Here is a 23295-nt window from a genome sequence, read left to right on the forward strand (position 1 = left end):
CCACTCAGTGCAATAATTGCCGTTTTAATTATCGCCTTTTTGTTTGCCTCCCTACCACATGTAAATCATAAAACGCGATACAGAGTGCTTCATAACGACTTATATAATTTATCAATTTCAGATTTGGGAACATAAACATAGTTACCGATTTGGCGTGTAGGAATAGAATGACGGCGTATGTGCTTAAATACACTGCAGTCATTGATATGGAATTTCTTTGCGATCTCTCCGATGGTGTAACAATCTTTGGGTTCAAAGGACAATGCCTCCTTTTTTCTCTTTCTACTCCCTGCCTTTGTTTTGAAGTGTTCATCCATATACTACCGACTAAGGCGTATCAGACGCTGACCCAAATTGTATGACGGTATCAAGCCTTGCCGTATCATACGATAAAGAACGTCTTTACTAATTCCGTAAATCAGCATAGCTTCCTTTACGGTTAGATACCCCTTACTGGATGGCATTCATCTAATCAGTACTTGACGTATCGCCTCTTTCTCTTTTGCGATTTGCCTTTTCTTATACGCCCTCTTGGAACAAGCCGGACAACAATACTTCGACACTAATGTGGGAGGAGTAAATATTTTACCACACTCCTCGCAACTTCTTTGAATGGTGTAATTTCCTCTTGGCATATTCTTCTCGTTTTAAATGGTTTATATCAATTTAAGTTGTACCTTATCGCCAAATAAGACGTGTCGCAAACATGTCGCAAATAAGAGATAAAAAAGCCCATAGAAAACACATAGCAACCATGAACCCCATAAACGCAAAAAGCGTGCAACTCATTGAGCTGCACGCTTTTGCTTATTGTTTATTATCTGTTTCCTTATCGGAATCATTTGACTTCCTCAAAGTCAGCATCCTGCACATTATCGCCATGCTTTGTATTATCCTGAGCACCGCCTTGTTGCCCTGCATTCATATCAGGACCAGCTTGTGCACCACCCTGAGCACCGCTCTGGGCATACATTTCAGCACTTGCAGCCTGGAATGCCGTATTCAATTCGGCCATGGCAGAGTCTACGGTAGCCAGGTCTTGAGCCTTATGGGCATCTTTCAGCTTCTGCAAAGCAGCTTCAATCGGAGCCTTCTTGTCGGCAGGGAGCTTGTCGCCGAGTTCCTTCAACTGATTTTCGGTTTGGAAAATCATAGAATCGGCCTGGTTCAGCTTGTCTACTTTCTCACGCTCTTTCTTATCTGCTTCAGCATTGGCTTCGGCTTCGGCTTTCATCTTTTCGATTTCTTCCTTGCTCAAACCGCTGGAAGCTTCGATACGGATAGCTTGTTCCTTACCGGTAGCCTTATCTTTGGCAGACACCTTCAAGATACCGTTGGCGTCGATATCGAACGTTACCTCAATCTGAGGAATACCGCGACGTGCCGGAGCAATACCTGTCAGGTTGAACTGGCCGATTGACTTGTTCTGCGCAGCCATCGGACGCTCACCCTGCAATACATGGATGGTAACCTCCGTTTGGTTGTCGGCAGCAGTAGAGAATGTCTCGCTCTTCTTGCAGGGGATGGTAGTGTTGGCATCAATCAGCTTCGTCATCACACCGCCCATAGTTTCGATACCCATAGAAAGCGGAGTAACATCCAACAATACAACGCCCTTGATTTCGTCCGTCAAAACGGCACCTTGCACGGCAGCACCTACGGCCACCACCTCATCCGGATTCACACCCTTGGAAGGAACTTTACCGAAGAAATCTTCTACCAACTTCTGTACTGCCGGAATACGTGAAGAACCACCTACAAGGATTACTTCATCGATGTCCGCATTGTTCAGACCAGCATCGCTCATAGCCTTCTTACATGGCTCCAAACAAGCTTGAATCAAGTTGTGAGCCAGAGCCTCGAACTTGGCACGGGTCAACGTCTTCACCAAGTGCTTGGGCACACCGCCTACGGGCATGATGTACGGCAAGTTGATTTCAGTGCTGGTAGAAGAGGACAGCTCAATCTTAGCCTTCTCGGCAGCTTCCTTCAGACGTTGCATAGCCATCGGGTCTTGAGTCAGGTCGGCACCTTCGTCGTTCTTGAACTCCTGAACCAGCCAGTCGATGATTACCTGGTCGAAATCGTCACCACCCAGGTGAGTGTCACCGTTGGTTGACAATACTTCAAACACACCGCCACCGAATTCGAGGATAGAGATATCGAATGTACCACCACCAAGGTCGAATACGGCAACCTTCATGTCCTTGTGAGACTTGTCAATACCGTAAGCAAGAGCTGCGGCAGTCGGCTCGTTCACAATACGCTTCACTTCAAGACCTGCAATCTGTCCGGCTTCCTTTGTAGCCTGGCGTTGGGAGTCGGAGAAGTATGCGGGGACGGTAATTACGGCTTCTGTCACTTCTTGTCCCAGATAATCCTCGGCAGTCTTTTTCATCTTCTGCAGAATCATTGCAGAGATTTCCTGCGGAGTATAGAGACGTCCGTCGATGTCTACACGCGGAGTATTGTTGTCACCCTTTACTACTTTATAAGGCATGCGGCCGATTTCTTTCTGCACCTGGTCCCAGTTTTCGCCCATGAAACGTTTGATGGAGAAAACCGTACGGGTGGGGTTCGTGATAGCCTGACGCTTGGCAGGATCACCGATTTTACGTTCGCCACCATCAACAAATGCTACTACTGAAGGAGTGGTGCGCTTACCTTCACTGTTTGCAATTACTACAGGTTCGTTACCTTCGAATACTGCAACGCAAGAGTTTGTTGTTCCTAAGTCAATACCAATAATTTTTCCCATGATCGTTATTTTTTTATTTGTTATTATTCTGTTTCGACGTCCGCCTCAGTGGCAGACGCTAATAAAAAGACAAACGTTGTGCCAAATTGTTCAGAGCAGCCGCAGATTTATACTTGTGGCAGTTTATCTGTCAGTTTGGCAGAATTAAAATCATTTTTTCTGTCGGAAATTACCATTTGTTAATTTCCATTCCATTCAAAAGCTCTACTTTTGTCGCTCGAATCAGAGATAATAAAACATGAACAACATTAATCATTTTCCTTGCATACCTTTAACCGTTCCTCCATGAAGGAAATATTGTTCCACCGTGGAGAAAATATCATTCCACCACGAGGGAAATATCGTTCCACCATGGTGGAACGATTAAGGATTAGTTAACATTGGGCTTAATCGCAGCACGGAAATGATTGTTTTTCACATATAAAGAAATAAATAAGATGAGTATGGAAAAGATGAGAGACAGTATCGACTTCAAGAACACGGACATCAAGACATTGTTCCGCAAACTATTGCTCCCTACTGTACTGGGGATGATTTTCTCCGCACTATTCGTTATCACCGACGGCATCTTTGTCGGAAAAGGAATTGGCAGTGATGCTTTGGCGGCGGTCAACATTGTGGCACCGCTATGGTTGTTCTCTACGGGTGTGGGACTTATGTTCGGAGTCGGTGCCTCTGTGGTGGCCTCCATTCATCTGTCACACGGGAAAGTCAAGGTGGCACGTATCAACATCACACAGTCTGTAGTCATATCTTCCTTGCTGCTGATGTGTACCTCCACCCTATTCTGTTCATTTGCCCCGCAGGTGGTAAAGCTGCTCGGAGGGTCCGAACGGCTCACGCCATTGGCTGTGGAATACATGCTTTGGTTTGTGCCTTTCTCTCTGTTCACAGCATTACTCAATTCGGGTATGTTTTTTCTGAGGCTGGACGGTTCGCCCAACTTTGCCATGATGTGCAATGTGGTGGCTGCAGTTCTGAACATCCTATTGGATTATCTGTTCATCTTCCCCTTTGACTGGGGGATGTTCGGTGCCGCATTGGCAAGTGCTATAGGCACTACGGTAGGCGCATTGATGGTAGTATTCTATCTACTGCGCCGCCGGTGCACACTGCGCTTCCACCCCATTAAGATGAGCCGGAAAAGCATGCAACTGATGCGCCGCAACATTGGCTATATGTGCCGCTTGGGTTCTTCCGCCTTCTTGTGCGAGGTGGCGATTGCCTGCATGATGTTTGTCGGCAACCAGGTGTTCATCCATTATCTGAAGGAAGACGGAGTGGCGGCATTCAGCATCGCCTGCTATTTCTTTCCTATTATATTTATGGTATATAATGCCATTGCGCAGTCGGCACAGCCGATTATCAGTTATAACTACGGCCTGAACGAAAACCAACGTGTCCGCCGCGCCTACTTGCTGGCATTGAAAACAGCCATAGGCTGCGGTGTATGTTTTGCCCTGGTCACAATATTCTGCAGTCCTGAAATTGTAGGCATGTTCATAGACCGCAGTTATCCGGCTTATGACATAGCGGTAAAAGGGTTGCCTTTGTATGCCACCGGCTTCGTGTTCTTTGCTGTTAACATCGTATCCATCGGCTATTTCCAGAGTGTGGAGCGTGCCAAATACGCCACAGTTATCACCCTGCTGCGTGGTTTTATTCTGCTGACAGCCTGCTTTTTCGGATTGCCCCTGCTATTGGGAGACCGGGGAATCTGGCTTGCCACCCCTCTTGCAGAAATGCTGACAACCCTCTTTATCCTCGTGATTTACATATCCGGGAAAAGGAAGCATAAAGAAAAATCCGTATCTTTAGACAAGACAGGCTGCACCCCGACATGACTTTTTCATGCAAGCGTAAAAGTTATGTCTTCAGTTTGCACTATCTTTGCGGCATGGAAACTATGACAAAGAAATTCTGCAAGAAGTATAAACTACCGGAAAACACTTTGCACGAACTTCTGTCACACATGGCAGAAGTTCGTTTCAGCAAGGGAGAACTCATTATCAGCGAAGGGGAGAGGAACAGCAATTTCTATCTTTTGAAGAAAGGTATCTGGCGCGCCTACTACCTGACAGAGGGTACGGAAAACTCCCTTTGGTTCGCCGCACCGGGCGACACAGCTTTCTCATCGTGGGGATATGTGGACGGCGAAGTTTCCCCCATCAACATCGAATCAGTGAACGAGAGCATCGCCTATTGTATCAGTAAGCCTGAGCTGGAAGCCCTTTTTTCGTATTCCATAGATATGGCCAACTTCGGCAGAAGAATCTTTGAACGGGAAATTCTGTCGGTAGACAGTTCTACAGTAGCCTACGGTACCCCTCCCACTGCCAAAGAAAGGTACATGACGCTGATGGAAGAGAATCCGGAACTGCTACAGGATGTACCGCTCAAGTATCTGGCTTCTTATCTCTACATCACTCCGCAATCCCTGAGCCGGATACGCGCAGGATTAAAGAAAAAGTAAAAGACTATTTTATATCAAGATACAAAAAAGGCTCCTAGCAGATTATTTCTGTAAGAGCCTTTATTATTTCAACCTATCTTGTCAGTTCTTCACCAACACCATCACCAGGTTATTGTCAGCATCGTACAGCCCGATGCCTCCACCTGCCAGCTTACCAAAAGACTGAACGGAATTCAAGGCTTTCAGCACACGGCCTTCCACCTCCATATCAGGGCATGCCATCATGGTACTGATAACTTGCGGGAAAGAGATTGCCGAAGGATTTTCATCATCAACCTGGAAAGCGCCGTTAATCAAATTGCAACCCGCATTACCGTGCAAGCTCTTTTCTGCAATATTAAATTCAATGAACGGCTGCTTCTCCATTCCATCGGGAATGGCCTCGCCCGCAGCCTCACTAATTATCCACTTTCCTTCCAAATCAGACAACTTGGAAACGGATTCTTTCTTCTGCAACACGACTATGGGACGATTGGAAGCACCGCATAAAGCTATATTTTCCTTTCCCAGCTTCTTATACTTTTTCACTTTGTTCAAAGCCGACAACACATTATTTTCTACAGTCATATCCGGACAAGCCATACGGGTACTTGCTAAAGCGCCAAGGTCAATCGTGCCGGGCTTGGCATTCACGTCAAACGAACCCATCATACGGTTGCAACCACTATTGCCAAATACTTTTCCAGCCTTTGTGTCGAAACCGATATAGGGAAATTCCTGGCCAGGAGCAGGGACTACGGCGGTGCCATTCACTTCAATAATATTCCACTCACCGTTGATAGAAGAAAGAGTTGCGGCATTTTTAGTTGATGCACAAGAAGACAAGCCCATCAATACGCTTGCCATGCATAGGGAAACAAATACTTTTTTCATTTTCGTTGTTTAAGTTAATTTATTCGAGGGGCAAATATATAGAAAATAACCCAAATGCAAGTAATTTATTTAATATTTGAAGCATTTTTCCCAAAGTATTTAGCAGGATTTTAATGTTTATCTAAGAATTAACCCTTATATTTGCTCTCCATATTTTTTATAAACTTAATATAATAATATAGTAGAAAGAAATGGGTAAAGTTCTTATTATCGGTGCAGGCGGTGTAGGTACCGTTGTTGCGCACAAAGTGGCTCAAAATCCTGATGTGTTTACAGAAATCATGATAGCCAGCCGCACCAAGTCTAAATGTGACGCTGTTGTCAAGGCAATCGGTAACCCGAACATCAAAACCGCCCAGGTAGATGCCGACAACGTGGACGAACTGGTAGCACTCTTCAATAGTTTCAAACCCGAAATCGTCATCAACGTAGCCCTCCCCTACCAAGATCTCACCATCATGGAGGCTTGTCTGCAAAGTGGAGTCAACTATCTGGATACTGCCAATTATGAGCCGAAAGATGTTGCCCACTTTGAATACAGTTGGCAATGGGCTTATAAGAAACGCTTCGAAGATGCCGGACTGACCGCCATCCTCGGTTGCGGTTTCGACCCGGGAGTAAGTGGCATATATACGGCATACGCCGCCAAACATCATTTTGACGAAATACAATATCTAGACATCGTAGACTGTAATGCCGGAAATCATCATAAAGCATTCGCCACCAACTTCAATCCGGAAATCAACATCCGTGAGATTACACAGAACGGCCGCTATTATGAAAACGGAGAATGGGTAACAACCAAGCCGCTGGAAATCCACAAAGACCTGACTTATCCGAACATCGGTCTACGCGATTCCTACCTACTTTATCACGAGGAACTGGAGTCTCTGGTAAAGAATTTCCCCACCATCAAGCGTGCACGCTTCTGGATGACGTTTGGCCAGGAATACCTCACACACCTGCGTGTCATCCAGAATATCGGTATGGCCCGCATAGACGAAGTGGAATATAACGGCATGAAGATTGTTCCGCTGCAATTCCTGAAAGCCGTCCTCCCCAACCCGCAAGACCTGGGCGAAAACTACGAAGGCGAAACATCCATCGGCTGCCGCATCCGCGGACTAAAGGATGGCAAAGAGCGTACTTACTATGTATATAACAACTGTAGCCACCAAGAAGCCTATAAGGAAACCGGCATGCAGGGCGTAAGCTATACCACCGGTGTACCTGCCATGATTGGTGCCATGATGTTCCTCAAAGGATTGTGGAAAAAGCCAGGGGTATGGAATGTCGAGGAATTCAATCCGGACCCGTTCATGGAACAGCTCAACAAACAAGGCCTGCCTTGGCATGAGATTATCGACGGAGACTTGGAAGTTTGAAATTAATGATTAATGGTTAATGTTTAATGATTAATACCATGCGGACAAAAAGGTGCTCCGCCCATTAATCATTAAACATTAATCATTAAACATTAATCACTAATCATTATCCATTAATCACTAATCATTAAACATTAACAAAGTGAATATAGGAGATAAAGCACCCGAAGTATTGGGCATCAACGAAAAAGGTGAAGAAATCCGCTTGAGCGACTATAAGGGAAAGAAGATTGTACTCTACTTCTATCCCAAAGACATGACATCCGGCTGCACGGCACAAGCCTGCAACCTGCGGGATAATTATGCCGACCTGCGCAAAGCCGGTTATGAAGTCATCGGCGTCAGTGTGGACAGCGAAAAGTCACACCAGAAATTTATTGAGAAAAACAATCTGCCTTTTACCCTGATTGCAGACACCGACAAGAAGCTGGTAGAACAATTCGGAGTATGGGGCGAAAAAAGCATGTATGGCCGCAAATATATGGGAACGTTCCGCACAACTTTCATCATTAATGAAGAAGGTATTGTAGAGCGTATCATCACTCCGAAAGAAGTGAAGACCAAAGACCATGCGGCACAAATTTTATAATCATTAAACATTAACAACGTGGCAAAAAAAGACGAACTGAATTTTGAAAATGGCAACAATCTGGCATCAGGTGAAAAGCTGAAAGCCTTGCAGGCTGCCATGGACAAGATAGAAAAGAGCTTTGGCAAAGGTTCTATCATGAAAATGGGTGACGAAAGTGTCGAACAAGTAGAAGTTATTCCCACAGGGTCCATCGGCCTCAATGTAGCTCTTGGCGTGGGAGGATATCCCCGCGGACGTATCATCGAGATTTACGGCCCGGAATCCTCCGGTAAGACAACCCTCGCCATTCATGCTATTGCTGAAGCGCAAAAGGCAGGAGGCATTGCCGCATTCATTGATGCAGAACATGCTTTCGACCGCTTCTATGCGGCAAAACTGGGTGTGGATGTGGACAATCTGCTGATATCACAACCGGACAACGGCGAACAAGCGCTGGAAATCGCAGAGCAACTGATCCGTTCTTCCGCTATTGACATCATTGTAGTGGACTCTGTGGCTGCCTTAACCCCGAAAGCTGAAATTGAAGGCGATATGGGTGACAACAAGGTGGGTCTGCAAGCCCGACTCATGTCACAAGCCTTGCGTAAACTGACGGCAGCTGTCAGCAAAACACGCACCACCTGCATCTTCATCAACCAGTTGCGCGAAAAAATCGGTGTCATGTTCGGCAATCCCGAAACAACTACCGGTGGTAATGCCTTGAAGTTCTATGCCTCCGTACGTCTTGACATCCGTGGAAGCCAAGCCATCAAAAACGGCGATGAAGTAATCGGCAAGCAGACCAAAGTGAAAGTTGTAAAGAACAAGGTAGCTCCTCCTTTCCGTAGAGCGGAATTCGACATCATGTTCGGTGAAGGCATCTCCCGTGCAGGCGAAATCATTGACTTGGGTGCAGAGCTTGGCATCATCAAGAAAAGCGGCTCATGGTTCAGCTATAACGAGACGAAAATTGCCCAGGGACGCGACGCCGCCAAGCAGGTCATCCTTGACAATCCGGAACTGGCAGAAGAGCTGGAAGGGCTTATCTTTGCAGAATTGAGAAAAGACAAATAACAAAAAAACTTGCCAATAGAATGTTTTGTTTTTCTATTGGCAAGTTTCCCTAAAAGGGTACCGCTTCCTATTCCATTTTTTCCAAACGTTCTTCCAAAGCCTCCATGCTTTTTTCAAAACGTTTCCAAGTATCGGCATCCATCTGTTCTTTCAGATACTTGTTGTCTTTCAGTTTAGCTACATTTTCCAGCCCTTTCAATGCCAGTTCTTGCGAATGCTTCAATTCTCCAAGCCAATCGCGGTTCTTCAGCTTCTCTATCTCAGCCCAGTTTATATCCGGAAGCTGTATATTCACATTGTTACCATTCCAGCTGGTATTCTGATACATCATGATATTCTGTATATCCTTCAAAGTCATATCACCTTCCAGATAAACAAATTTCAGAGTAGCTGCACCATCTACAATCATAATCAGCTCCTTCACCTTTTCCCCTTTACGGCTCATGTAGAATTCAGAACTGGAGACTGTCCCTTTCTGCTTCATCAGCAATTCATATCTGGAAGACTGCACCAAAGAACGAAGATCCTTACGCATTTCTTTCTTTACATTATTATCCATTGTAGAAAGTACCTGCACAGAGTTCAACTGTCCGGACACTTTCCCAATATAAACATCTTTAGTAAACAAGTTGGGATTCGTTTCTATCATTGCCTTGGATATGTAGACGGACGACACGCCTTTCATATCTCCATACTTGTTGAATAGGTTCTTCTGTGCCTGGCAAAGCAAAGGCAACATCAGCAGTACACCTGCCAAAATAATTTTCATTGTTTTCATATCAGATTATTGTTGAATTTCTTTTCTTACTTCCTGGTTCACCTTCGTTACGTCTATCCGCGTTTCCTCTATCTGCTCAATTCCCTTGTTCAGATTCGCAGACACCTCGATTAAAGTGGCCTGCAATGCCTTATAAGCAGCTTCCGGATCAGAGAAAGTGTCCTGAGGTGTAGGAGGACGCATATCCTCTCCCATGTTCGTAATGCCATAACCTACACCTACAAGAACCAGAATGGTGGCAGCAATACCTCCTATCCAGCGCCAATTACGTTTGGCCTTGTTCCGGTGGAAAAAACGTTGTTCCTCTTCAGCCTTTTCATCAATCATCCGGCTCAGTTTATCCTCCAATCCGGCGGGAACATTATCCACCACTTTCCCGGGAAAAAAGCTGAGAAAGAGTTTCTTGTCCTTCTGCAAGTGCTCGGGCACTTCTTCGGTTCTGAAAGCTTCCTTCAACAACTCTTCTTCCTGCTCGTTGGTATTCCCTTCATAAAATTCGGCGAGCAGCCTTTCAATTTCCTCGACTTTCATAGTTACTCCATTTATTAAATTCCTCACGTATCTTTTTTCTTGCCCGGGACAACAGTACACGGACATTGGTAGCATTCAATCCCGTGACCTGCTCTATCTCTTCATAAGAACATCCCTTGACATCACGCAACGTTACTATCTTCTGCTGTTGCACCGGCAGATGGGCAATGATGTGCCTTACCTGCTGCGCTTCATCCCGCGCTTCAAAGTTATCTGCTTGAGACACATTATGCACTTCGGCCAACTCCACACTCTGTCTGCTCAAAGTATACTTTCCCGAACGAAGCAAATCAAAGCACATATTTTTCACCAGAGTAACGCTGAATGCTTCCGGATTACTGATAATGGCCAGTCCTTCCCGCTTGTCCCACAACTTCAGATAAGCTTCCTGCACCAAATCTTCAGCATCGGCAGCATTCTCCAATAGTCTATAAGCTATGCAGTACAACTTGCGATGATATGGCAGAAACTCTTTTTTAAAACTTTCAGCGTCCATGGGCTATTTATCAATAGTAGATTCCTGTTTATATCCTTCAGACGTAGGGGGAAAGGATTTTGTTACACGACCAGGAAAAAAAATGGAAAAAAAATGAAAACACCAATAGCACCAGCCCAAGAGTGCGTTTATTTCAAGACATCAGCAATCCGCTTTTTAAGATTCAATTTTGCAATGTCTTCAGGCTTCAGCTCAAGCTCCACCAACACCTTCGCTGTGGAGAGTCTGTATTCCTGCTCTAACGTATCATAATTTATCTGTTCCTTATGAATGGAATACAACAAAGCAAAATCGTAGTTCAAGGCACGTGAGACATTATACAACGTATCCGTATCAATACTTTTTCTCGTAAGCATATAGTCTACACTTTGAGGCTTAACTTTCAGTCTTCGTGCAAGTTCCGCCTTGGTAACCTGCTGTTCAAGCATCACGTTCTTGATTATCTCTCCGATGTATATATTACTTTTTTCCATTTATATGAAGGTACAAATTAATCATTCATATTATAAGGAACACCAATACCAATTTGTCTGTATGTATCGTTCTTTTTATTCATAATTCGTTTGTTTTATCAAATATTTTATGATACTTTTGCAACATATTCATATAAACAAACAAATAATATCTGCTATCATGAATTTACTGACATGTATTCTCATAGCCATCCCTATCGGCATTATTTTTATTATGCTATGGATATACAATGACTACCGGAAATATAAGAAGAAAAATAAGCTGGCCATTTTGCTGTTTCTCCTATTTCCAACCACTTTATCTGCACAATACGTTGATGCAGGATGCCAAGTATCCTTTAAATGGCTGGAGAACCAAAAAGGGAAATTAGAGTATACAAAAGATGGGGTTACTTATAAGTTTATTCCAAACGACTCCCAATGGGAAATTGTAATTCGCAACAACTCTTCAGAAGATATCCGAATAAACTGGGAAAATATGCAATTCATTGTGGACGGAAGAACCTCAGAAGTCAAATACACCATACTTGCAGAAGCGGAAACTCCCTTTGCAATTATAAAAAGCCAGGCAGAAACAAGCCAAAAGATTGGTGTGACAACTTATACGGCAAATAACTCTCAAATATACAACAAGAAAGATATTCGAAAAGGAAGGAATTCCTCCATTACCATTATCCTTCCCATATCTATCGGTAAGCACCCTCAATTCTTCACCTCTTTCGACTTTATCATCAAAAAAGTGAACTAACTATGACTTCTCAAGATATAAAAAAACAGCTGAAAGAACCACATTTCTGGAACATTGTATTAACTGGTCAGCACGCCGAACCGAGAACAAAAGCAATGCTGGAAGCAAAAGGTATCATAACTTGGCTTCCACTTGCTCCGGTCCGGCGTCAATGGGGAAGGATATTAAAAGAAATACACACCCCGGTTATCCCGAAATGTGTATTCGTCTATATATCCAATGAGGAAAGAAATACGTTGCAAAAATCCTACCGACTTCTTCCACCGGAAGTTATACTTCAAGAACTGCCGGACCTATGCAATCAGAACAAGTAGATATATGCCAACGTGCTCACACTAATCACTATCCACAACAAGGTGCCTTGTATCAAGGGCTTGATACCTACTGCCTTCAGTACATCACGTGACAGAGAGGCACCGATAAAGAACAGAGTGATAGTCAGCGTCTTGCGGGCCAAAGAATTGATTCCCTCCCCAATCATGGCACCCGTTTCGGTAGTACCCAGCACATAAGTATTGAAAATCATAGCCAGCACAAAGAAGAAGATGAACCAGGGAATACTGATTTTCTGTCCCTTGCTCTTAAAGATGAACGAAGTTACCAAAGCCAAAGGAATAATCCATAAGGCACGTGTCAGCTTTATAGTCGTTGCCACCTGTAATGCCTCTTCCCCATAGGCGGCACCTGCCCCCACTACCGAACTCGTATCATGTATGGCAATGGCCGCCCATGTGCCGAACTCATGCTGGCTCATGTTCAAAGCGTGGCCTATCATCGGAAAAACAAACAATGCAATGGCATTCAATATAAAGATGGTGCCCAATGCCACAGACATCTCGCTATCCTTTGCCTTCAACACCGGCCCCACAGCCGCAATGGCACTGCCTCCGCAGATAGCCGTACCGGAACTGATAAGATAGGAAGTGTCACGGTCCACTTTCAGGAACTTACGTCCTATGAGCCAGCCTATGAGCAATGTCCCCACTACAGAAATAATCGTGAACTCCATTCCCTCCTTGCCCGAAGCCAGAGAAGCCTGCAGATTCATTCCAAATCCTAACCCTACAACAGAGTATTGCAACAGGTACTTTGAAGTCTTCTTATTGAACTTCGGATGTGCCTGCCCACACAGCAACGCAAAGGCCAACCCCAAGAACAACGCCAACGGCGGAGTGACCCATGCCGAATAGGCATGCATACCGGGCACATAATCCAGCAGCAGAAAGAAGGAGAGGACAACCAGAAGAGATACATAAATAAATTTATTATTACTTTGAAGAAAAGGCATATTAATGCTTTTAGCCAAAACTCGATTTGAAGCCATACTGTTTATTTTACTATTATTACTAATGTTTATTCCTTAATTTTCCGGATGCAAAGGTAGTTCTATTTTAGTACACCCGCCAATCGTTTCTACTTATAGACTATAACTTATTGTTATCGGGACATAAACATATAGTTCATAAAGGCTTGTGACAACCCTCCTTCCTGCCCTTGCAACTGGACAAAGCAGAAGTCGCGAAGCATGGGCATATCCTTTATCTCGACCACGCGGAAAGTGCCTGCCGCCAGTTCCTTGCAGATGGAACGGATAGACACGATTCCCATGCAATCGGAGTTTTCAAGAAAGAGCTTGATGCTTTCGGTACTACCCAGATACATCAGTACATGGAGTGAGGAAAGCTTGACACCGTGCTTCTGGAGTGAGCGTTCTATCACGTCCAGCGTACCAGAACCACGTTCACGAAGCACTAAAGGAATAGCGGGCAAATCCTGGGGAGTAATCTCTTCGGGCAATTGTAAACGGCTTTTGGAATGGACTACCGCTACCAGTTCATCCTCAAGAAAAGTAGTATACTTCAGATTGGGAAGGCGGAAAACCCCTTCCACCAATCCCAAGTCAATGCGGTGTTCCTGCAAAGCGGCTTCTATTTCCCGGGAATTTCCATTGAGCAAGGACAAGTTGACCTGCGGAAACTTGCCGATAAAACTGCCCAGCAACGGAGGAAGCACATACTGCGCAATGGTAGTGCTGGCTCCCAACTTGAGTTCTCCAATATATTCGTTATGTAACAAGTGCATTTCATATTCCAGCCGTTTATAGTCCTCCAATATCCGTTCGCAATGCTCCAAAAGCAGCCGGCCCGACTCGGTCAGACTGATTTTACTTCCCTGCCGGTCGAAAAGCCTCGTCTGGTAAGTGGCCTCCAGCTCCTGGATATGCTTGGTTATAGCCGGCTGACTAACAAACAACTCTTGCGAAGCCTTTGTAAAACTCAAGTTCTTGGCAACAGACTGAAACACTTTTAAACGGAAATCACTCATATACTTCTTATATCCTATAACTCGTCAGACTTGATGCCGAAAGCATGCGCCAAAGAATAAAACACCGGCTCCAGGCGGCAATACACCGGGCTCAGAGGTTCCTCCGTAATGAAATACACAGCTTTGCCCCGTTCTTCTTCATTCTTGTCTTTGAAGAAACCCGCCAGCTTTTCCTCCACTCCATTACCATATACCTGATGGAAAGGCAACAACATCAAACACTTCACATCTGCAGAATCAAGCGCCAGGTTCATCAGGTCAAGAAACAACTCTTCGGTAGAGACTAAACCAGAAGAGGTGACGGAAGAAAATGTAAATTCGCCCAGTGGCGTACGGCATGCCTGGTGATTCAGTCTATTCACATCGGATGGTTCACAACACTTCAGCACGTCCGCTGCAGGAGTATGCACCAACAACACTTCTACCTCATTTTCTTGTTCTCTCAAGCCGGCATCCAATGCCAGATAGCTCAACCATGCCGGCAGGTCAACATCGGGTAGCTTCCTTCCCAACTTACCTTCCAAAAAGTTCTTTGCACCATATACCACTTCATTCAGAAATGCAACATCTATCAATATCACATTTGCCGGAAACTTTATCTTATCCTCCATTATCTCCTATCTTAATACATAATTATACATAATGCTCCTCTGCAAGCGGAGCTCCGAAAACCTACCACACAGAAAGCACAAAACTTTGAAGCAGTAAAAGTACGACAAATTTATCAATAACTTGTATCATCCCAAGCAATTAATCTATATCTCCGAAGCGGAAAGAGAATATCCTTCCCCCACAACACGGAAACCTTGGAGCTGGAACACGAAGACTTAGCTACTAAAACATATAGCCCCTCACTACATAAGATGTGCATCTCGTACTACATGAGATGTACACCTCGTACTACATGAGATGCACATCTCATGCATGACATCCTTATTTGCCCTTCTCTTTAACCAATAGAGTTTAATACGAAAAGGAACTTTGCTCCAACTTCTTATCTAAAGAAGTAGAAAGAAACAAAACGACTGATTTACAGACAATTTGTCATTTTATATATTTTATATGCAGACAATTTGTCCGAAATGTGCCAATGGCAAATCTTTTGCGCCTTCCCAAGTGTTATGAAACTGATAAAATAGAAAGGAGAACAAAATATGAACTTTAACAACTTTACCATTAAAGCGCAAGAAGCAGTGCAGGAGGCTGTGAACCTGGTACAAAGCCGTGGACAGCAGGCCATCGAGCCCGTGCATGTACTTCAAAGCGTGATGAAAGTAGGTGAAAATGTCACCAACTTCATCTTCCAGAAACTGGGCATGAACGGTCAGCAGATAGCACTTGTACTGGACAAGCAAATTGATTCTCTGCCCAAGGTATCCGGCGGAGAGCCATACCTGAGCCGTGAAACGAACGAAGTGTTCCAGAAGGCCACCCAATATTCCAAGGAAATGGGTGATGAATTCGTCTCCCTGGAACCGGTACTGCTGGCTTTGCTGAATGTGAAAAGCACTGCATCCACCATTCTGAAAGATGCCGGGATGACGGAACGCGAACTGCGGGAAGCCATCAACGAACTGCGAAAAGGAGAAAAAGTAACTTCACAATCCAGCGAAGACACTTACCAGTCATTGGAAAAGTACGCTATCAATCTGAACGAAGCAGCCCGCAGCGGCAAACTGGATCCCGTCATCGGCCGTGACGAAGAGATACGGCGTGTCCTGCAGATTCTGAGCCGGCGTACCAAGAACAACCCGATTCTTATCGGTGAACCGGGTACCGGTAAAACAGCTATCGTAGAGGGACTTGCCCACCGTATCTTGCGTGGAGACGTCCCCGAGAACTTGAAGAACAAACAAGTCTACTCCCTGGATATGGGTGCACTGGTGGCGGGCGCTAAATACAAAGGCGAATTTGAAGAACGCCTGAAGGCCGTTATCAACGAAGTGAAGAAGTCCGAAGGAGACATCATCCTCTTCATTGATGAAATCCACACCCTGGTGGGTGCAGGCAAGGGCGAAGGCGCCATGGATGCCGCCAACATCCTGAAACCCGCCCTGGCACGCGGTGAACTGAGGAGCATCGGGGCCACTACCCTCGATGAATATCAGAAGTATTTCGAAAAGGACAAAGCGTTGGAGCGCCGCTTCCAGATTGTCATGGTGAACGAACCGGACACGCTGAGCACCATCTCCATTCTGCGTGGTCTGAAGGAACGTTATGAGAACCATCACCATGTACGGATTAAAGACGATGCCATCATCGCCGCCGTAGAGTTGAGCAACCGCTACATCACCGACCGTTTCTTACCGGACAAGGCTATCGACTTGATGGACGAAGCCGCTGCCAAGCTACGTATGGAAGTCGATTCCGTTCCGGAAGAACTGGACGAAATCTCGCGTAAGATAAAGCAGCTGGAGATTGAACGCGAGGCCATCAAGCGCGAAAACGACAAGCCCAAGCTGGAACAAATCGGCAAAGAACTTGCCGAGCTGAAGGAGCAGGAAAACTCGTACAAGGCGAAATGGCAAAGTGAAAAGACCCTTGTCAACAAAATCCAGCAGAATAAGGTGGAAATAGAGAACCTGAAGTTCGAGGCCGACAAGGCGGAACGGGAAGGCGACTATGGCCGGGTGGCCGAAATCCGTTACGGCAAACTGCAAGCGCTGAACCAGGAGATTGAAGAAACTCAGCAAAAACTGCACGAAATGCAGGGCGACAAGGCCATGATTAAAGAGGAAGTGGACGCTGAAGACATTGCCGACGTAGTATCCCGCTGGACCGGCATACCGGTAAGCAAGATGCTGCAAAGCGAAAAGGACAAACTGTTGCATCTGGAAGCGGAACTGCACCAGCGGGTTATCGGGCAGGACGAAGCCATCGAGGCCGTATCCGATGCCGTACGCCGCAGCCGTGCCGGACTGCAAGACCCGAAACGTCCTATCGGCTCCTTCCTTTTCCTGGGAACCACCGGTGTAGGTAAGACGGAATTGGCAAAGGCACTGGCGGAGTTCCTCTTTGACGACGAGACGATGATGACCCGTATCGACATGAGCGAGTATCAGGAGAAACACAGCGTTTCCCGTCTGGTAGGAGCGCCTCCGGGATATGTGGGCTACGATGAAGGCGGACAACTGACAGAAGCCGTAAGGCGGAAACCGTATTCTGTCGTCCTGTTCGACGAAATCGAGAAAGCGCATCCGGACGTATTCAACATCTTGCTGCAAGTGCTGGATGACGGACGTCTGACAGACAATAAAGGACGTACGGTCAACTTCAAGAATACGATTATCATCATGACCTCCAACATGGGCAGCGGCTATATCCAAAGCCAGATGGAGAAGCTCAACAGTAGCAATAAGGAGCAAATCGTAGAGGAAACCAAGAAGGAAGTGATGAATATGCTGAAAAAGACCATCCGCCCGGAATTCTTGAACCGTATCGACGAAACCATCATGTTCCTGCCACTGACAGAGCCCGAAATCAAACAGATTGTAATGCTCCAAATCAAGAGTGTGCAGAAGATGCTTTCCGGTAACGGTGTGGAACTTGTTCTGACAAATGCCGCCATAGACTTCCTTGCCAATGCAGGTTATGACCCTGAATTCGGCGCCCGTCCGGTGAAACGTGCCATACAGCACTATTTGCTGAACGATTTGTCGAAGAAGTTGCTGTCCCAGGAAGTAGACCGCAGCAAGCCTATTACAGTGGATGCCAATACCACTGACGACGGACTGGTTTTCAGAAATTAAAAGCAATCCGTATCCCCCCAATAAAAGAGGCGATTCCCGACTATTGAGAATCGCCTCTTTTATTTTGTATTTCAATCCTTCTCCGATTACTCGGCCTTGCTTTCCTCCTTCGTTTCTGCCGCAGGAGTTTCTTCAAAATCCGTCATACCGCTTGCCACCAGCAAATTATACCAAACAATCAATTTCTTGATGTCGGACGGATATACGCGGTCGCGATCGAAGGTAGGCAATACCTCTGCCAGGTAAGCACGCAAATCGTCGGCAGTAGCCTTCTTTAAGTCCATCACTACGGCAGCGCCGTTTTCCTTTTTCTTCATGGAAAGAAGCACTTCCTTCAAAGGAACATCTTCCGTATCTGTATACATGGCGATATCGCCCAAAGAAGTAATCTTCTCATTACCATAGGCAGGAAAACGCTTCTTGTCTGCAAGCGACTCTACAATCAACATATTTTTTCCCTGAGAAACAAGCTTATACAATCCCGGTTTACCGGAAATGGACAAAATAGTCTTCAACATAATATATTCTGTTTTGATGATTAGTAGTTATTTTTTCGGGAGGCAAAGATAATGTAAGCCGAAGACAATACAAAATAAGCTTGCTTATTTTTATTGTTAAGAAGATGCCTATTTTCGTAACAGATAGTGCATTTTTTCAGATAGCGAACCGATTAGCTCTAAAACTTGCGGAATCAATGGAGTTTCGCCATCATTTACAATGACAAAATCTGCATATTTACGCTTTTCTTCGTCATCCATCTGGCTACGGATACGCTTTTCTATCAATTCGCGCGAGGAAGCATCCCGCCAGACGGCACGTGAAATACGCACCTCTTCGGGCGCATAGACCATAACAATAGCATCTACTTCACCTGCAAACCCCGCTTCAACCAAAATGGCCGATTCTATACCGACAATGGAAGAAGCGGCGCGACATTGTGTCCACCGCCTGAAATCCTCCTTTACACGAGGATGCACAATACCGTTGATTTTTTGGGCATGCTCCGGACTGCCAAAAAGATAAGACGCCAACAAAGGCTTGTTCAGTGTACCACCGGCATACACTTCCGCACCAAGCAAGGCAGACAATTCCTCGCGGATAAATGAATCGGATACCATCAGCTTTTTCGTTTCCAAGTCCGAGATATAGACGGGAACACCCAGCACTTCCAACAGTCTGGATACCATACTCTTTCCGCTACCGATACCACCGGTTATACCTATCTTAATCGCCATAATCAGGAGAAATTTGCTCTATCAAAAAATCCACCTGTGCCGGATTGAAGCGCACCTGGCTCACCCCTTTCGGCAGATTCTTGATCTTTACCGTATACTTGTCGGAACCCAGACGAAGCAGTTCCTCATAAGACACGTAAATATGAAAATCATCAGCGTTAATCTGCCTGAAATGACTCAGACCAACCTGAAACGTGACCTGCACCTTAGAAGGGAAAGCGCGCAGCACCTTGTCGGCAGGAAAGTTAACGCCACGCAACGGCACCTCCACTGTCTTTTCTGTATAAATATCCACCGGAAGCATCATCTCAATGGAAGAAGGCACAAACTTCACACCTTTCTGAACACGCAGGGGGATTTGCTGTCTCAAGGTATCCGATATATCTTCCAGCTTCACCGGTTGCGTATAGGCAACAGTAATCGTATCCAGCACGCCTTGCGGCGCATACACCAATACGGAATCGGGACTGAATATCGTATCCGAAAGATAATACTCACGTCCGGCACTCAGCGTGCCGCGCAGCTTCACCGGCACCAGTTTGGAGGCTCCCGTCGAATAGATGTACTCCAATGTATCCGGCTTCATGGAAAGCAGGCGGGTAGAAGCATTCAGCTGGTTCAGCACTTTCTTTTCAAACTGCGGGGGATATATCCTTACTTGATTATCCACACCCGTATAATCGGCATAATCGAGAATAACAGGATAGAAGCTCTTTCCCAACATATAGTTGAGCAGTACCGTTCCCTTATCCTTTACCTTGATGCGGAGTTCTGAAACAGGTTCAGAAGTAATCACCACATTATTGGGTACTCCCTTCAGCCGCACCGGTATAGAGAAGTCCGCCTCATAGTCGTTGTTCAAGGTCTGCAAGAGCCAGAAGCCACCGGCCACAAAGAAGAAAAACAAAAAAATGAAGAACTCTCTGCTTTTATCGCTAAGCAGAAAGTCCTTCACTTCTCTTGATATCTTCAGATATGTACGTTGTATGTTCCTACGTTCAAACATAGGCTCACATTTCTATTATTTAGATGCCTGACTGCTATTCGCATCAGCAGCTGCAGCAAAAATAGAATTCTTGTCTATACGAATCTTAACGTTGGAAGCGATTTCAAGCACCACATCATTGTCGTTGATTTCCTTGATAACACCATGGATGCCACCGGCTGTGATTACTTTCTGATTCACTTGAAGCGATTTACGGAAGTTTGCGATTTCCTTTTGCTTCTTGTTTTGAGGACGAATCATAAAGAAATACATAATAACGAACATGGCTATCAGCATAATCCACATCATGCTACCACCACCAGCAGGCCCTGCAACAGGAGCTTGCAGGAAGAATACAGTCATTAAGTTCATAAATACTCAGTTTTGGTTTCTATTATTAAACAAAGGTATTAGTTTTTCGTTAACTTACCTTCTTTTTTTAATTGATTAACTATTCCGTCCAATGTACCGTTCACGAAGCTGCCGCTTTTGACCGTGCTGTAAACTTTGGCAATATCGACATATTCGTTTAACGAAACACTCACCGGAATGTTCGGGAAACTCAATATTTCGGCCAATGCACACTGCATGATTACAACATCCATAAAGGCTACACGGTCCAAGTCCCAATTACGCGTATTCTCACTGATGAGATGACGGTAATAGTCACAGTTCAAGATGGCACGGCGGAACAAACGGCGTGCAAATTCCTGGTCTTCCTCATCCTTAAACTCTGGTAAAAGCTCCTGGTTGGCACCATTCTTCTCTTCGAAGCGCTTGATGGTTTTCAGCACGAAAGTATCCACAATCTCCTTGTCGTCGTTCCAGTAAAGGCTCTGGTCTTCGAGCACACTGTCCAAGGCTTCGTTGTTGAAAACAAAAGTCTTATACAGTTTTCTCCACAATTCACGATCATATTCGTAAGAATCGTCCGAAGAAGCCATATATTCCTTATATATATCTGATTCCACAATTTTCTCATACAATCCCTTGACGAAGTCTTCATCATTGGCCCACGTGCGCTTTTGGTTGGCGATGAATTCCGTCAATTGTTTGTTCACTTCCAACTGGGCTATAAACTTGTTTTCCACAAATTTCATGTTGGGATACAGCTCCTCGGCAGTGGGAGCCAGCTTAGCTTTTGCCGCATCAATACGTTTTTGTGCGTAGTTCGTCAAAGCTATCATCAGCATCAGCAGGTAGTTGTAGAGGTCGTATGCCTTTGAAAGGCTAAAGAATAATTCTTTCTCCGCTGAGTCTAAATTTTTACTGCCATTCTGATAATAAGCATATACAATCTGTATAATCTTAAGACGAATAAGAACTCTGTTGATCATAATTCTAAAGTAAATACTAGTGTTTTAACAAGGCGCAAAAGTAGGCATTTTTAATGAGTTTACATAAATAAATCACATTTTTTAATGCAGATATTGATTATCCGGTCTTTTTCTTTTGACAGTTTAAAAAAAATCGTCAATTTTGAGCCCGATAAAGAGCTAAAAGCTACGAGATACAAGTTTTAAGGTGATAATATCAAAATTGAGACCTATTATAATATGGAAGACTTTAAGAAGAAAAACGCAGCGGACATGAACGACAAGGAGATTGTATTCTCCCAATCCATCAAAGCAGGTAAGCGCATCTACTATTTAGACGTCAAGAAAAACAGAAAAGACGAAATGTTTCTCGCCATTACGGAAAGCAAGAAAATCGTGATGGGCGAGGGTGACGACTCGCAGGTAAGTTTCGAAAAGCACAAAATCTTTCTATACAAAGAAGATTTTGAAAAGTTCATGAACGGACTCCAGCAGGCCATCGGCTTCATCCAGGAGCAACAGGGTTTCCACACAAGACATACCGCTGACGACGAGGCTGAAACTCCCGAAACACACAAAGAAGAAGTACCACAAGAGGAAAAAGCTTGCCCCCTGGACGGAGAAATCAAAATAGACATTGAATTTTAAGTTATAACCTTTTGATAATTCAAAAAGAAGCTGTATTTTTGCACCGCTTTTTTGCAACATCGTGTGGTAAACCACATCGTGTGATGGTGAATTAAGCAAAAAATTTACTTAATTTAGAGTAACACAATTTTTTTAGAAATGAAATCAATTGAAGTAAAAGGAACTGCAAGAACTATTGCAGAACGTTCTTCGGAACAAGCAAGAGCTTTGAAAGCTATTCGTAAAAACAACGGTGTACCTTGCGTACTTTATGGTGCAGGTGAAAATGTTCACTTCACTGTACCTGCAGAAGGTCTGCGCAATTTGGTTTATACTCCGCACATCTACGTAGTTGACTTGGTGATTGATGGCAAGAAAGTAAACGCTATCATGAAAGATATCCAATTCCACCCCGTAAAGGATACCATCCTACACGTTGACTTCTATCAAATTGACGAGGCTAAGCCTATCGTTATGGAAGTTCCGGTACAGATGGAAGGTTTGGCAGAAGGTGTTAAGGCTGGTGGTAAGCTGGTACTCCAGATGCGTAAACTGAAAGTAAGAGCTTTGTATAACGTAATTCCTGAAAGACTGACTATCAACGTTACTCACTTGGGACTTGGTAAGACTGTTAAAGTTGGCGAATTGCAATACGAAGGATTGGAATTGCTGAATGCCAAAGAAGCTGTTGTATGCGCCGTTAAGCTGACTCGTGCTGCAAGAGGTGCCGCTGCTGCTGCAGGCAACTAATCAATTCTTTCCAAGAAAGACTAAATATTGGGGAACGCGGATTAACGCAGCCAACGCAGATTTCATACTGATTTCCGCGGAAAGTTGCGATAATCCGCGTTCTTTTTCTTACTGCTCTTTCTCCTCTGAAAGGAGAAAGAGAATAGAC

23 protein-coding genes and 1 pseudogene are annotated in these 23295 nt (G+C 44.8%); 9 read left to right on the plus strand and 15 right to left on the minus strand.

The window, feature by feature from the left end:
* Positions 1-89: 89 nt before the first annotated feature.
* Positions 90-635, minus strand: a pseudogene (locus JXR92_RS15830) (helix-turn-helix domain-containing protein).
* A 203-nt stretch (positions 636-838) separates the two neighbouring features.
* Entirely contained in the window at positions 839-2758 is a 1920-nt protein-coding gene (dnaK, locus tag JXR92_RS15835) for a molecular chaperone DnaK (protein WP_005831748.1), read from the minus strand.
* A gap of 443 nt (positions 2759-3201) precedes the next feature.
* On the opposite strand from dnaK, the gene JXR92_RS15840 reads away from it, so the two are divergent.
* Both JXR92_RS15840 and JXR92_RS15845 read left to right on the plus strand, forming a co-directional pair.
* Positions 3202-4602: an MATE family efflux transporter gene (locus JXR92_RS15840; protein WP_138345609.1), complete on the plus strand. Its 1401-nt coding sequence runs from the start codon at positions 3202-3204 to the stop codon at positions 4600-4602.
* Between the two features lie 53 nt (positions 4603-4655).
* On the plus strand, positions 4656-5231 hold the full coding sequence (locus JXR92_RS15845; protein ID WP_117601654.1) for a Crp/Fnr family transcriptional regulator: 576 nt from the start codon (positions 4656-4658) through the stop codon (positions 5229-5231).
* An 81-nt stretch (positions 5232-5312) separates the two neighbouring features.
* On the opposite strand, the gene JXR92_RS15850 is transcribed toward JXR92_RS15845, so the two are convergent.
* Positions 5313-6104: an META domain-containing protein gene (locus JXR92_RS15850; RefSeq protein ID WP_117601635.1), complete on the minus strand. Its 792-nt coding sequence runs from the start codon at positions 6102-6104 to the stop codon at positions 5313-5315.
* Positions 6105-6295: 191 nt separating this feature from the next.
* Between JXR92_RS15850 and JXR92_RS15855 the strand changes: the two genes are divergently transcribed.
* From JXR92_RS15855 to recA, 3 genes are all read left to right on the plus strand, one after another.
* Positions 6296-7489, plus strand: a complete 1194-nt coding sequence (locus JXR92_RS15855) for a saccharopine dehydrogenase family protein (protein WP_136011066.1) — start codon at positions 6296-6298, stop codon at positions 7487-7489.
* Positions 7490-7631: 142 nt separating this feature from the next.
* A complete protein-coding gene (gene bcp / locus JXR92_RS15860; protein ID WP_057258658.1) occupies positions 7632-8078 on the plus strand; it encodes a thioredoxin-dependent thiol peroxidase in 447 nt (148 codons plus the stop codon).
* Between the two features lie 18 nt (positions 8079-8096).
* Positions 8097-9134 carry a recombinase RecA gene (gene recA, locus JXR92_RS15865; protein ID WP_117601636.1) on the plus strand — a complete coding sequence of 346 codons (1038 nt, stop codon included), beginning with the start codon at positions 8097-8099 and terminating at the stop codon, positions 9132-9134.
* 67 nt (positions 9135-9201) lie between these two features.
* Here recA and JXR92_RS15870 read toward each other — a convergent pair whose 3' ends face one another.
* From JXR92_RS15870 to JXR92_RS15885, 4 genes are all read right to left on the minus strand, one after another.
* Complete coding sequence (locus JXR92_RS15870; protein ID WP_117964231.1) at positions 9202-9912, minus strand: DUF4252 domain-containing protein; 711 nt, start codon at positions 9910-9912, stop codon at positions 9202-9204.
* 6 nt (positions 9913-9918) lie between these two features.
* Positions 9919-10443 carry a hypothetical protein gene (locus JXR92_RS15875; protein ID WP_118930882.1) on the minus strand — a complete coding sequence of 175 codons (525 nt, stop codon included), beginning with the start codon at positions 10441-10443 and terminating at the stop codon, positions 9919-9921.
* Entirely contained in the window at positions 10424-10939 is a 516-nt protein-coding gene (locus JXR92_RS15880) for an RNA polymerase sigma factor (protein WP_087331867.1), read from the minus strand. Before JXR92_RS15880 ends, JXR92_RS15875 begins: the two co-directional genes overlap by 20 nt.
* Positions 10940-11067: 128 nt before the next feature.
* Positions 11068-11412, minus strand: a complete 345-nt coding sequence (locus JXR92_RS15885) for a helix-turn-helix domain-containing protein (RefSeq protein ID WP_005831772.1) — start codon at positions 11410-11412, stop codon at positions 11068-11070.
* A gap of 160 nt (positions 11413-11572) precedes the next feature.
* Here JXR92_RS15885 and JXR92_RS15890 point away from each other — a divergent pair, with 160 nt between their 5' ends.
* Positions 11573-12160, plus strand: coding sequence for a hypothetical protein (locus JXR92_RS15890; protein ID WP_119961297.1), 588 nt, complete (start codon positions 11573-11575; stop codon positions 12158-12160).
* A 301-nt stretch (positions 12161-12461) separates the two neighbouring features.
* On the opposite strand, the gene JXR92_RS15895 is transcribed toward JXR92_RS15890, so the two are convergent.
* The 3 genes from JXR92_RS15895 to JXR92_RS15905 form a co-directional block, all read right to left on the minus strand.
* Complete coding sequence (locus JXR92_RS15895) at positions 12462-13484, minus strand: YeiH family protein (RefSeq protein ID WP_117964227.1); 1023 nt, start codon at positions 13482-13484, stop codon at positions 12462-12464.
* A 113-nt stretch (positions 13485-13597) separates the two neighbouring features.
* Positions 13598-14485 (minus strand): LysR family transcriptional regulator, encoded by an 888-nt coding sequence (locus JXR92_RS15900; RefSeq protein WP_035448955.1) that lies wholly within the window; start codon positions 14483-14485, stop codon positions 13598-13600.
* Positions 14486-14499: 14 nt separating this feature from the next.
* Entirely contained in the window at positions 14500-15096 is a 597-nt protein-coding gene (locus tag JXR92_RS15905; RefSeq protein WP_119961298.1) for a DUF6621 family protein, read from the minus strand.
* A gap of 543 nt (positions 15097-15639) precedes the next feature.
* Between JXR92_RS15905 and clpB the strand changes: the two genes are divergently transcribed.
* A complete protein-coding gene (gene clpB / locus JXR92_RS15910; protein ID WP_117601639.1) occupies positions 15640-18234 on the plus strand; it encodes an ATP-dependent chaperone ClpB in 2595 nt (864 codons plus the stop codon).
* Between the two features lie 86 nt (positions 18235-18320).
* Here the strand turns inward: clpB and JXR92_RS15915 are convergent, their stop codons facing one another.
* The 5 genes from JXR92_RS15915 to nusB form a co-directional block, all read right to left on the minus strand.
* Positions 18321-18752, minus strand: a complete 432-nt coding sequence (locus tag JXR92_RS15915) for a DUF5606 family protein (RefSeq protein ID WP_005831788.1) — start codon at positions 18750-18752, stop codon at positions 18321-18323.
* Between the two features lie 108 nt (positions 18753-18860).
* Complete coding sequence (coaE, locus tag JXR92_RS15920; protein ID WP_119961299.1) at positions 18861-19469, minus strand: dephospho-CoA kinase; 609 nt, start codon at positions 19467-19469, stop codon at positions 18861-18863.
* Positions 19459-20475 (minus strand): CdaR family protein, encoded by a 1017-nt coding sequence (locus tag JXR92_RS15925; protein ID WP_119961300.1) that lies wholly within the window; start codon positions 20473-20475, stop codon positions 19459-19461. Before JXR92_RS15925 ends, coaE begins: the two co-directional genes overlap by 11 nt.
* Positions 20476-20490: 15 nt before the next feature.
* Positions 20491-20826 carry a preprotein translocase subunit YajC gene (gene yajC, locus JXR92_RS15930; RefSeq protein ID WP_009038121.1) on the minus strand — a complete coding sequence of 112 codons (336 nt, stop codon included), beginning with the start codon at positions 20824-20826 and terminating at the stop codon, positions 20491-20493.
* A gap of 38 nt (positions 20827-20864) precedes the next feature.
* Positions 20865-21791: a transcription antitermination factor NusB gene (nusB, locus tag JXR92_RS15935; RefSeq protein ID WP_117601642.1), complete on the minus strand. Its 927-nt coding sequence runs from the start codon at positions 21789-21791 to the stop codon at positions 20865-20867.
* A 219-nt stretch (positions 21792-22010) separates the two neighbouring features.
* On the opposite strand from nusB, the gene JXR92_RS15940 reads away from it, so the two are divergent.
* Both JXR92_RS15940 and JXR92_RS15945 read left to right on the plus strand, forming a co-directional pair.
* Positions 22011-22418, plus strand: a complete 408-nt coding sequence (locus JXR92_RS15940; protein ID WP_117601643.1) for a PUR family DNA/RNA-binding protein — start codon at positions 22011-22013, stop codon at positions 22416-22418.
* 138 nt (positions 22419-22556) lie between these two features.
* A complete protein-coding gene (locus JXR92_RS15945) occupies positions 22557-23147 on the plus strand; it encodes a 50S ribosomal protein L25/general stress protein Ctc (RefSeq protein ID WP_117601644.1) in 591 nt (196 codons plus the stop codon).
* The last annotated feature ends 148 nt before the right edge of the window (positions 23148-23295 follow it).

Origin of the sequence: Bacteroides parvus, from assembly GCF_017309675.2 — a bacterium.
GTDB classification, from domain to species: domain Bacteria; phylum Bacteroidota; class Bacteroidia; order Bacteroidales; family Bacteroidaceae; genus Bacteroides; species Bacteroides uniformis.

What these genes read in the sequence shown, in the direction of transcription:
- dnaK (WP_005831748.1), bottom strand. Translation starts at nt 2,758, where the DNA reads ATGGGAAAAATTATTGGTATTGACTTAGGAACAACAAACTCTTGCGTT.
- JXR92_RS15840 (WP_138345609.1), top strand. Translation starts at nt 3,202, where the DNA reads ATGGAAAAGATGAGAGACAGTATCGACTTCAAGAACACGGACATCAAG.
- JXR92_RS15845 (WP_117601654.1), top strand. Translation starts at nt 4,656, where the DNA reads ATGGAAACTATGACAAAGAAATTCTGCAAGAAGTATAAACTACCGGAA.
- JXR92_RS15850 (WP_117601635.1), bottom strand. Translation starts at nt 6,104, where the DNA reads ATGAAAAAAGTATTTGTTTCCCTATGCATGGCAAGCGTATTGATGGGC.
- JXR92_RS15855 (WP_136011066.1), top strand. Translation starts at nt 6,296, where the DNA reads ATGGGTAAAGTTCTTATTATCGGTGCAGGCGGTGTAGGTACCGTTGTT.
- JXR92_RS15870 (WP_117964231.1), bottom strand. Translation starts at nt 9,912, where the DNA reads ATGAAAACAATGAAAATTATTTTGGCAGGTGTACTGCTGATGTTGCCT.
- JXR92_RS15875 (WP_118930882.1), bottom strand. Translation starts at nt 10,443, where the DNA reads ATGAAAGTCGAGGAAATTGAAAGGCTGCTCGCCGAATTTTATGAAGGG.
- JXR92_RS15880 (WP_087331867.1), bottom strand. Translation starts at nt 10,939, where the DNA reads ATGGACGCTGAAAGTTTTAAAAAAGAGTTTCTGCCATATCATCGCAAG.
- JXR92_RS15885 (WP_005831772.1), bottom strand. Translation starts at nt 11,412, where the DNA reads ATGGAAAAAAGTAATATATACATCGGAGAGATAATCAAGAACGTGATG.
- JXR92_RS15890 (WP_119961297.1), top strand. Translation starts at nt 11,573, where the DNA reads ATGAATTTACTGACATGTATTCTCATAGCCATCCCTATCGGCATTATT.
- JXR92_RS15895 (WP_117964227.1), bottom strand. Translation starts at nt 13,484, where the DNA reads ATGGCTTCAAATCGAGTTTTGGCTAAAAGCATTAATATGCCTTTTCTT.
- JXR92_RS15900 (WP_035448955.1), bottom strand. Translation starts at nt 14,485, where the DNA reads ATGAGTGATTTCCGTTTAAAAGTGTTTCAGTCTGTTGCCAAGAACTTG.
- JXR92_RS15905 (WP_119961298.1), bottom strand. Translation starts at nt 15,096, where the DNA reads ATGGAGGATAAGATAAAGTTTCCGGCAAATGTGATATTGATAGATGTT.
- clpB (WP_117601639.1), top strand. Translation starts at nt 15,640, where the DNA reads ATGAACTTTAACAACTTTACCATTAAAGCGCAAGAAGCAGTGCAGGAG.
- JXR92_RS15915 (WP_005831788.1), bottom strand. Translation starts at nt 18,752, where the DNA reads ATGTTGAAGACTATTTTGTCCATTTCCGGTAAACCGGGATTGTATAAG.
- coaE (WP_119961299.1), bottom strand. Translation starts at nt 19,469, where the DNA reads ATGGCGATTAAGATAGGTATAACCGGTGGTATCGGTAGCGGAAAGAGT.
- JXR92_RS15925 (WP_119961300.1), bottom strand. Translation starts at nt 20,475, where the DNA reads ATGTTTGAACGTAGGAACATACAACGTACATATCTGAAGATATCAAGA.
- yajC (WP_009038121.1), bottom strand. Translation starts at nt 20,826, where the DNA reads ATGAACTTAATGACTGTATTCTTCCTGCAAGCTCCTGTTGCAGGGCCT.
- nusB (WP_117601642.1), bottom strand. Translation starts at nt 21,791, where the DNA reads ATGATCAACAGAGTTCTTATTCGTCTTAAGATTATACAGATTGTATAT.
- JXR92_RS15940 (WP_117601643.1), top strand. Translation starts at nt 22,011, where the DNA reads ATGGAAGACTTTAAGAAGAAAAACGCAGCGGACATGAACGACAAGGAG.
- JXR92_RS15945 (WP_117601644.1), top strand. Translation starts at nt 22,557, where the DNA reads ATGAAATCAATTGAAGTAAAAGGAACTGCAAGAACTATTGCAGAACGT.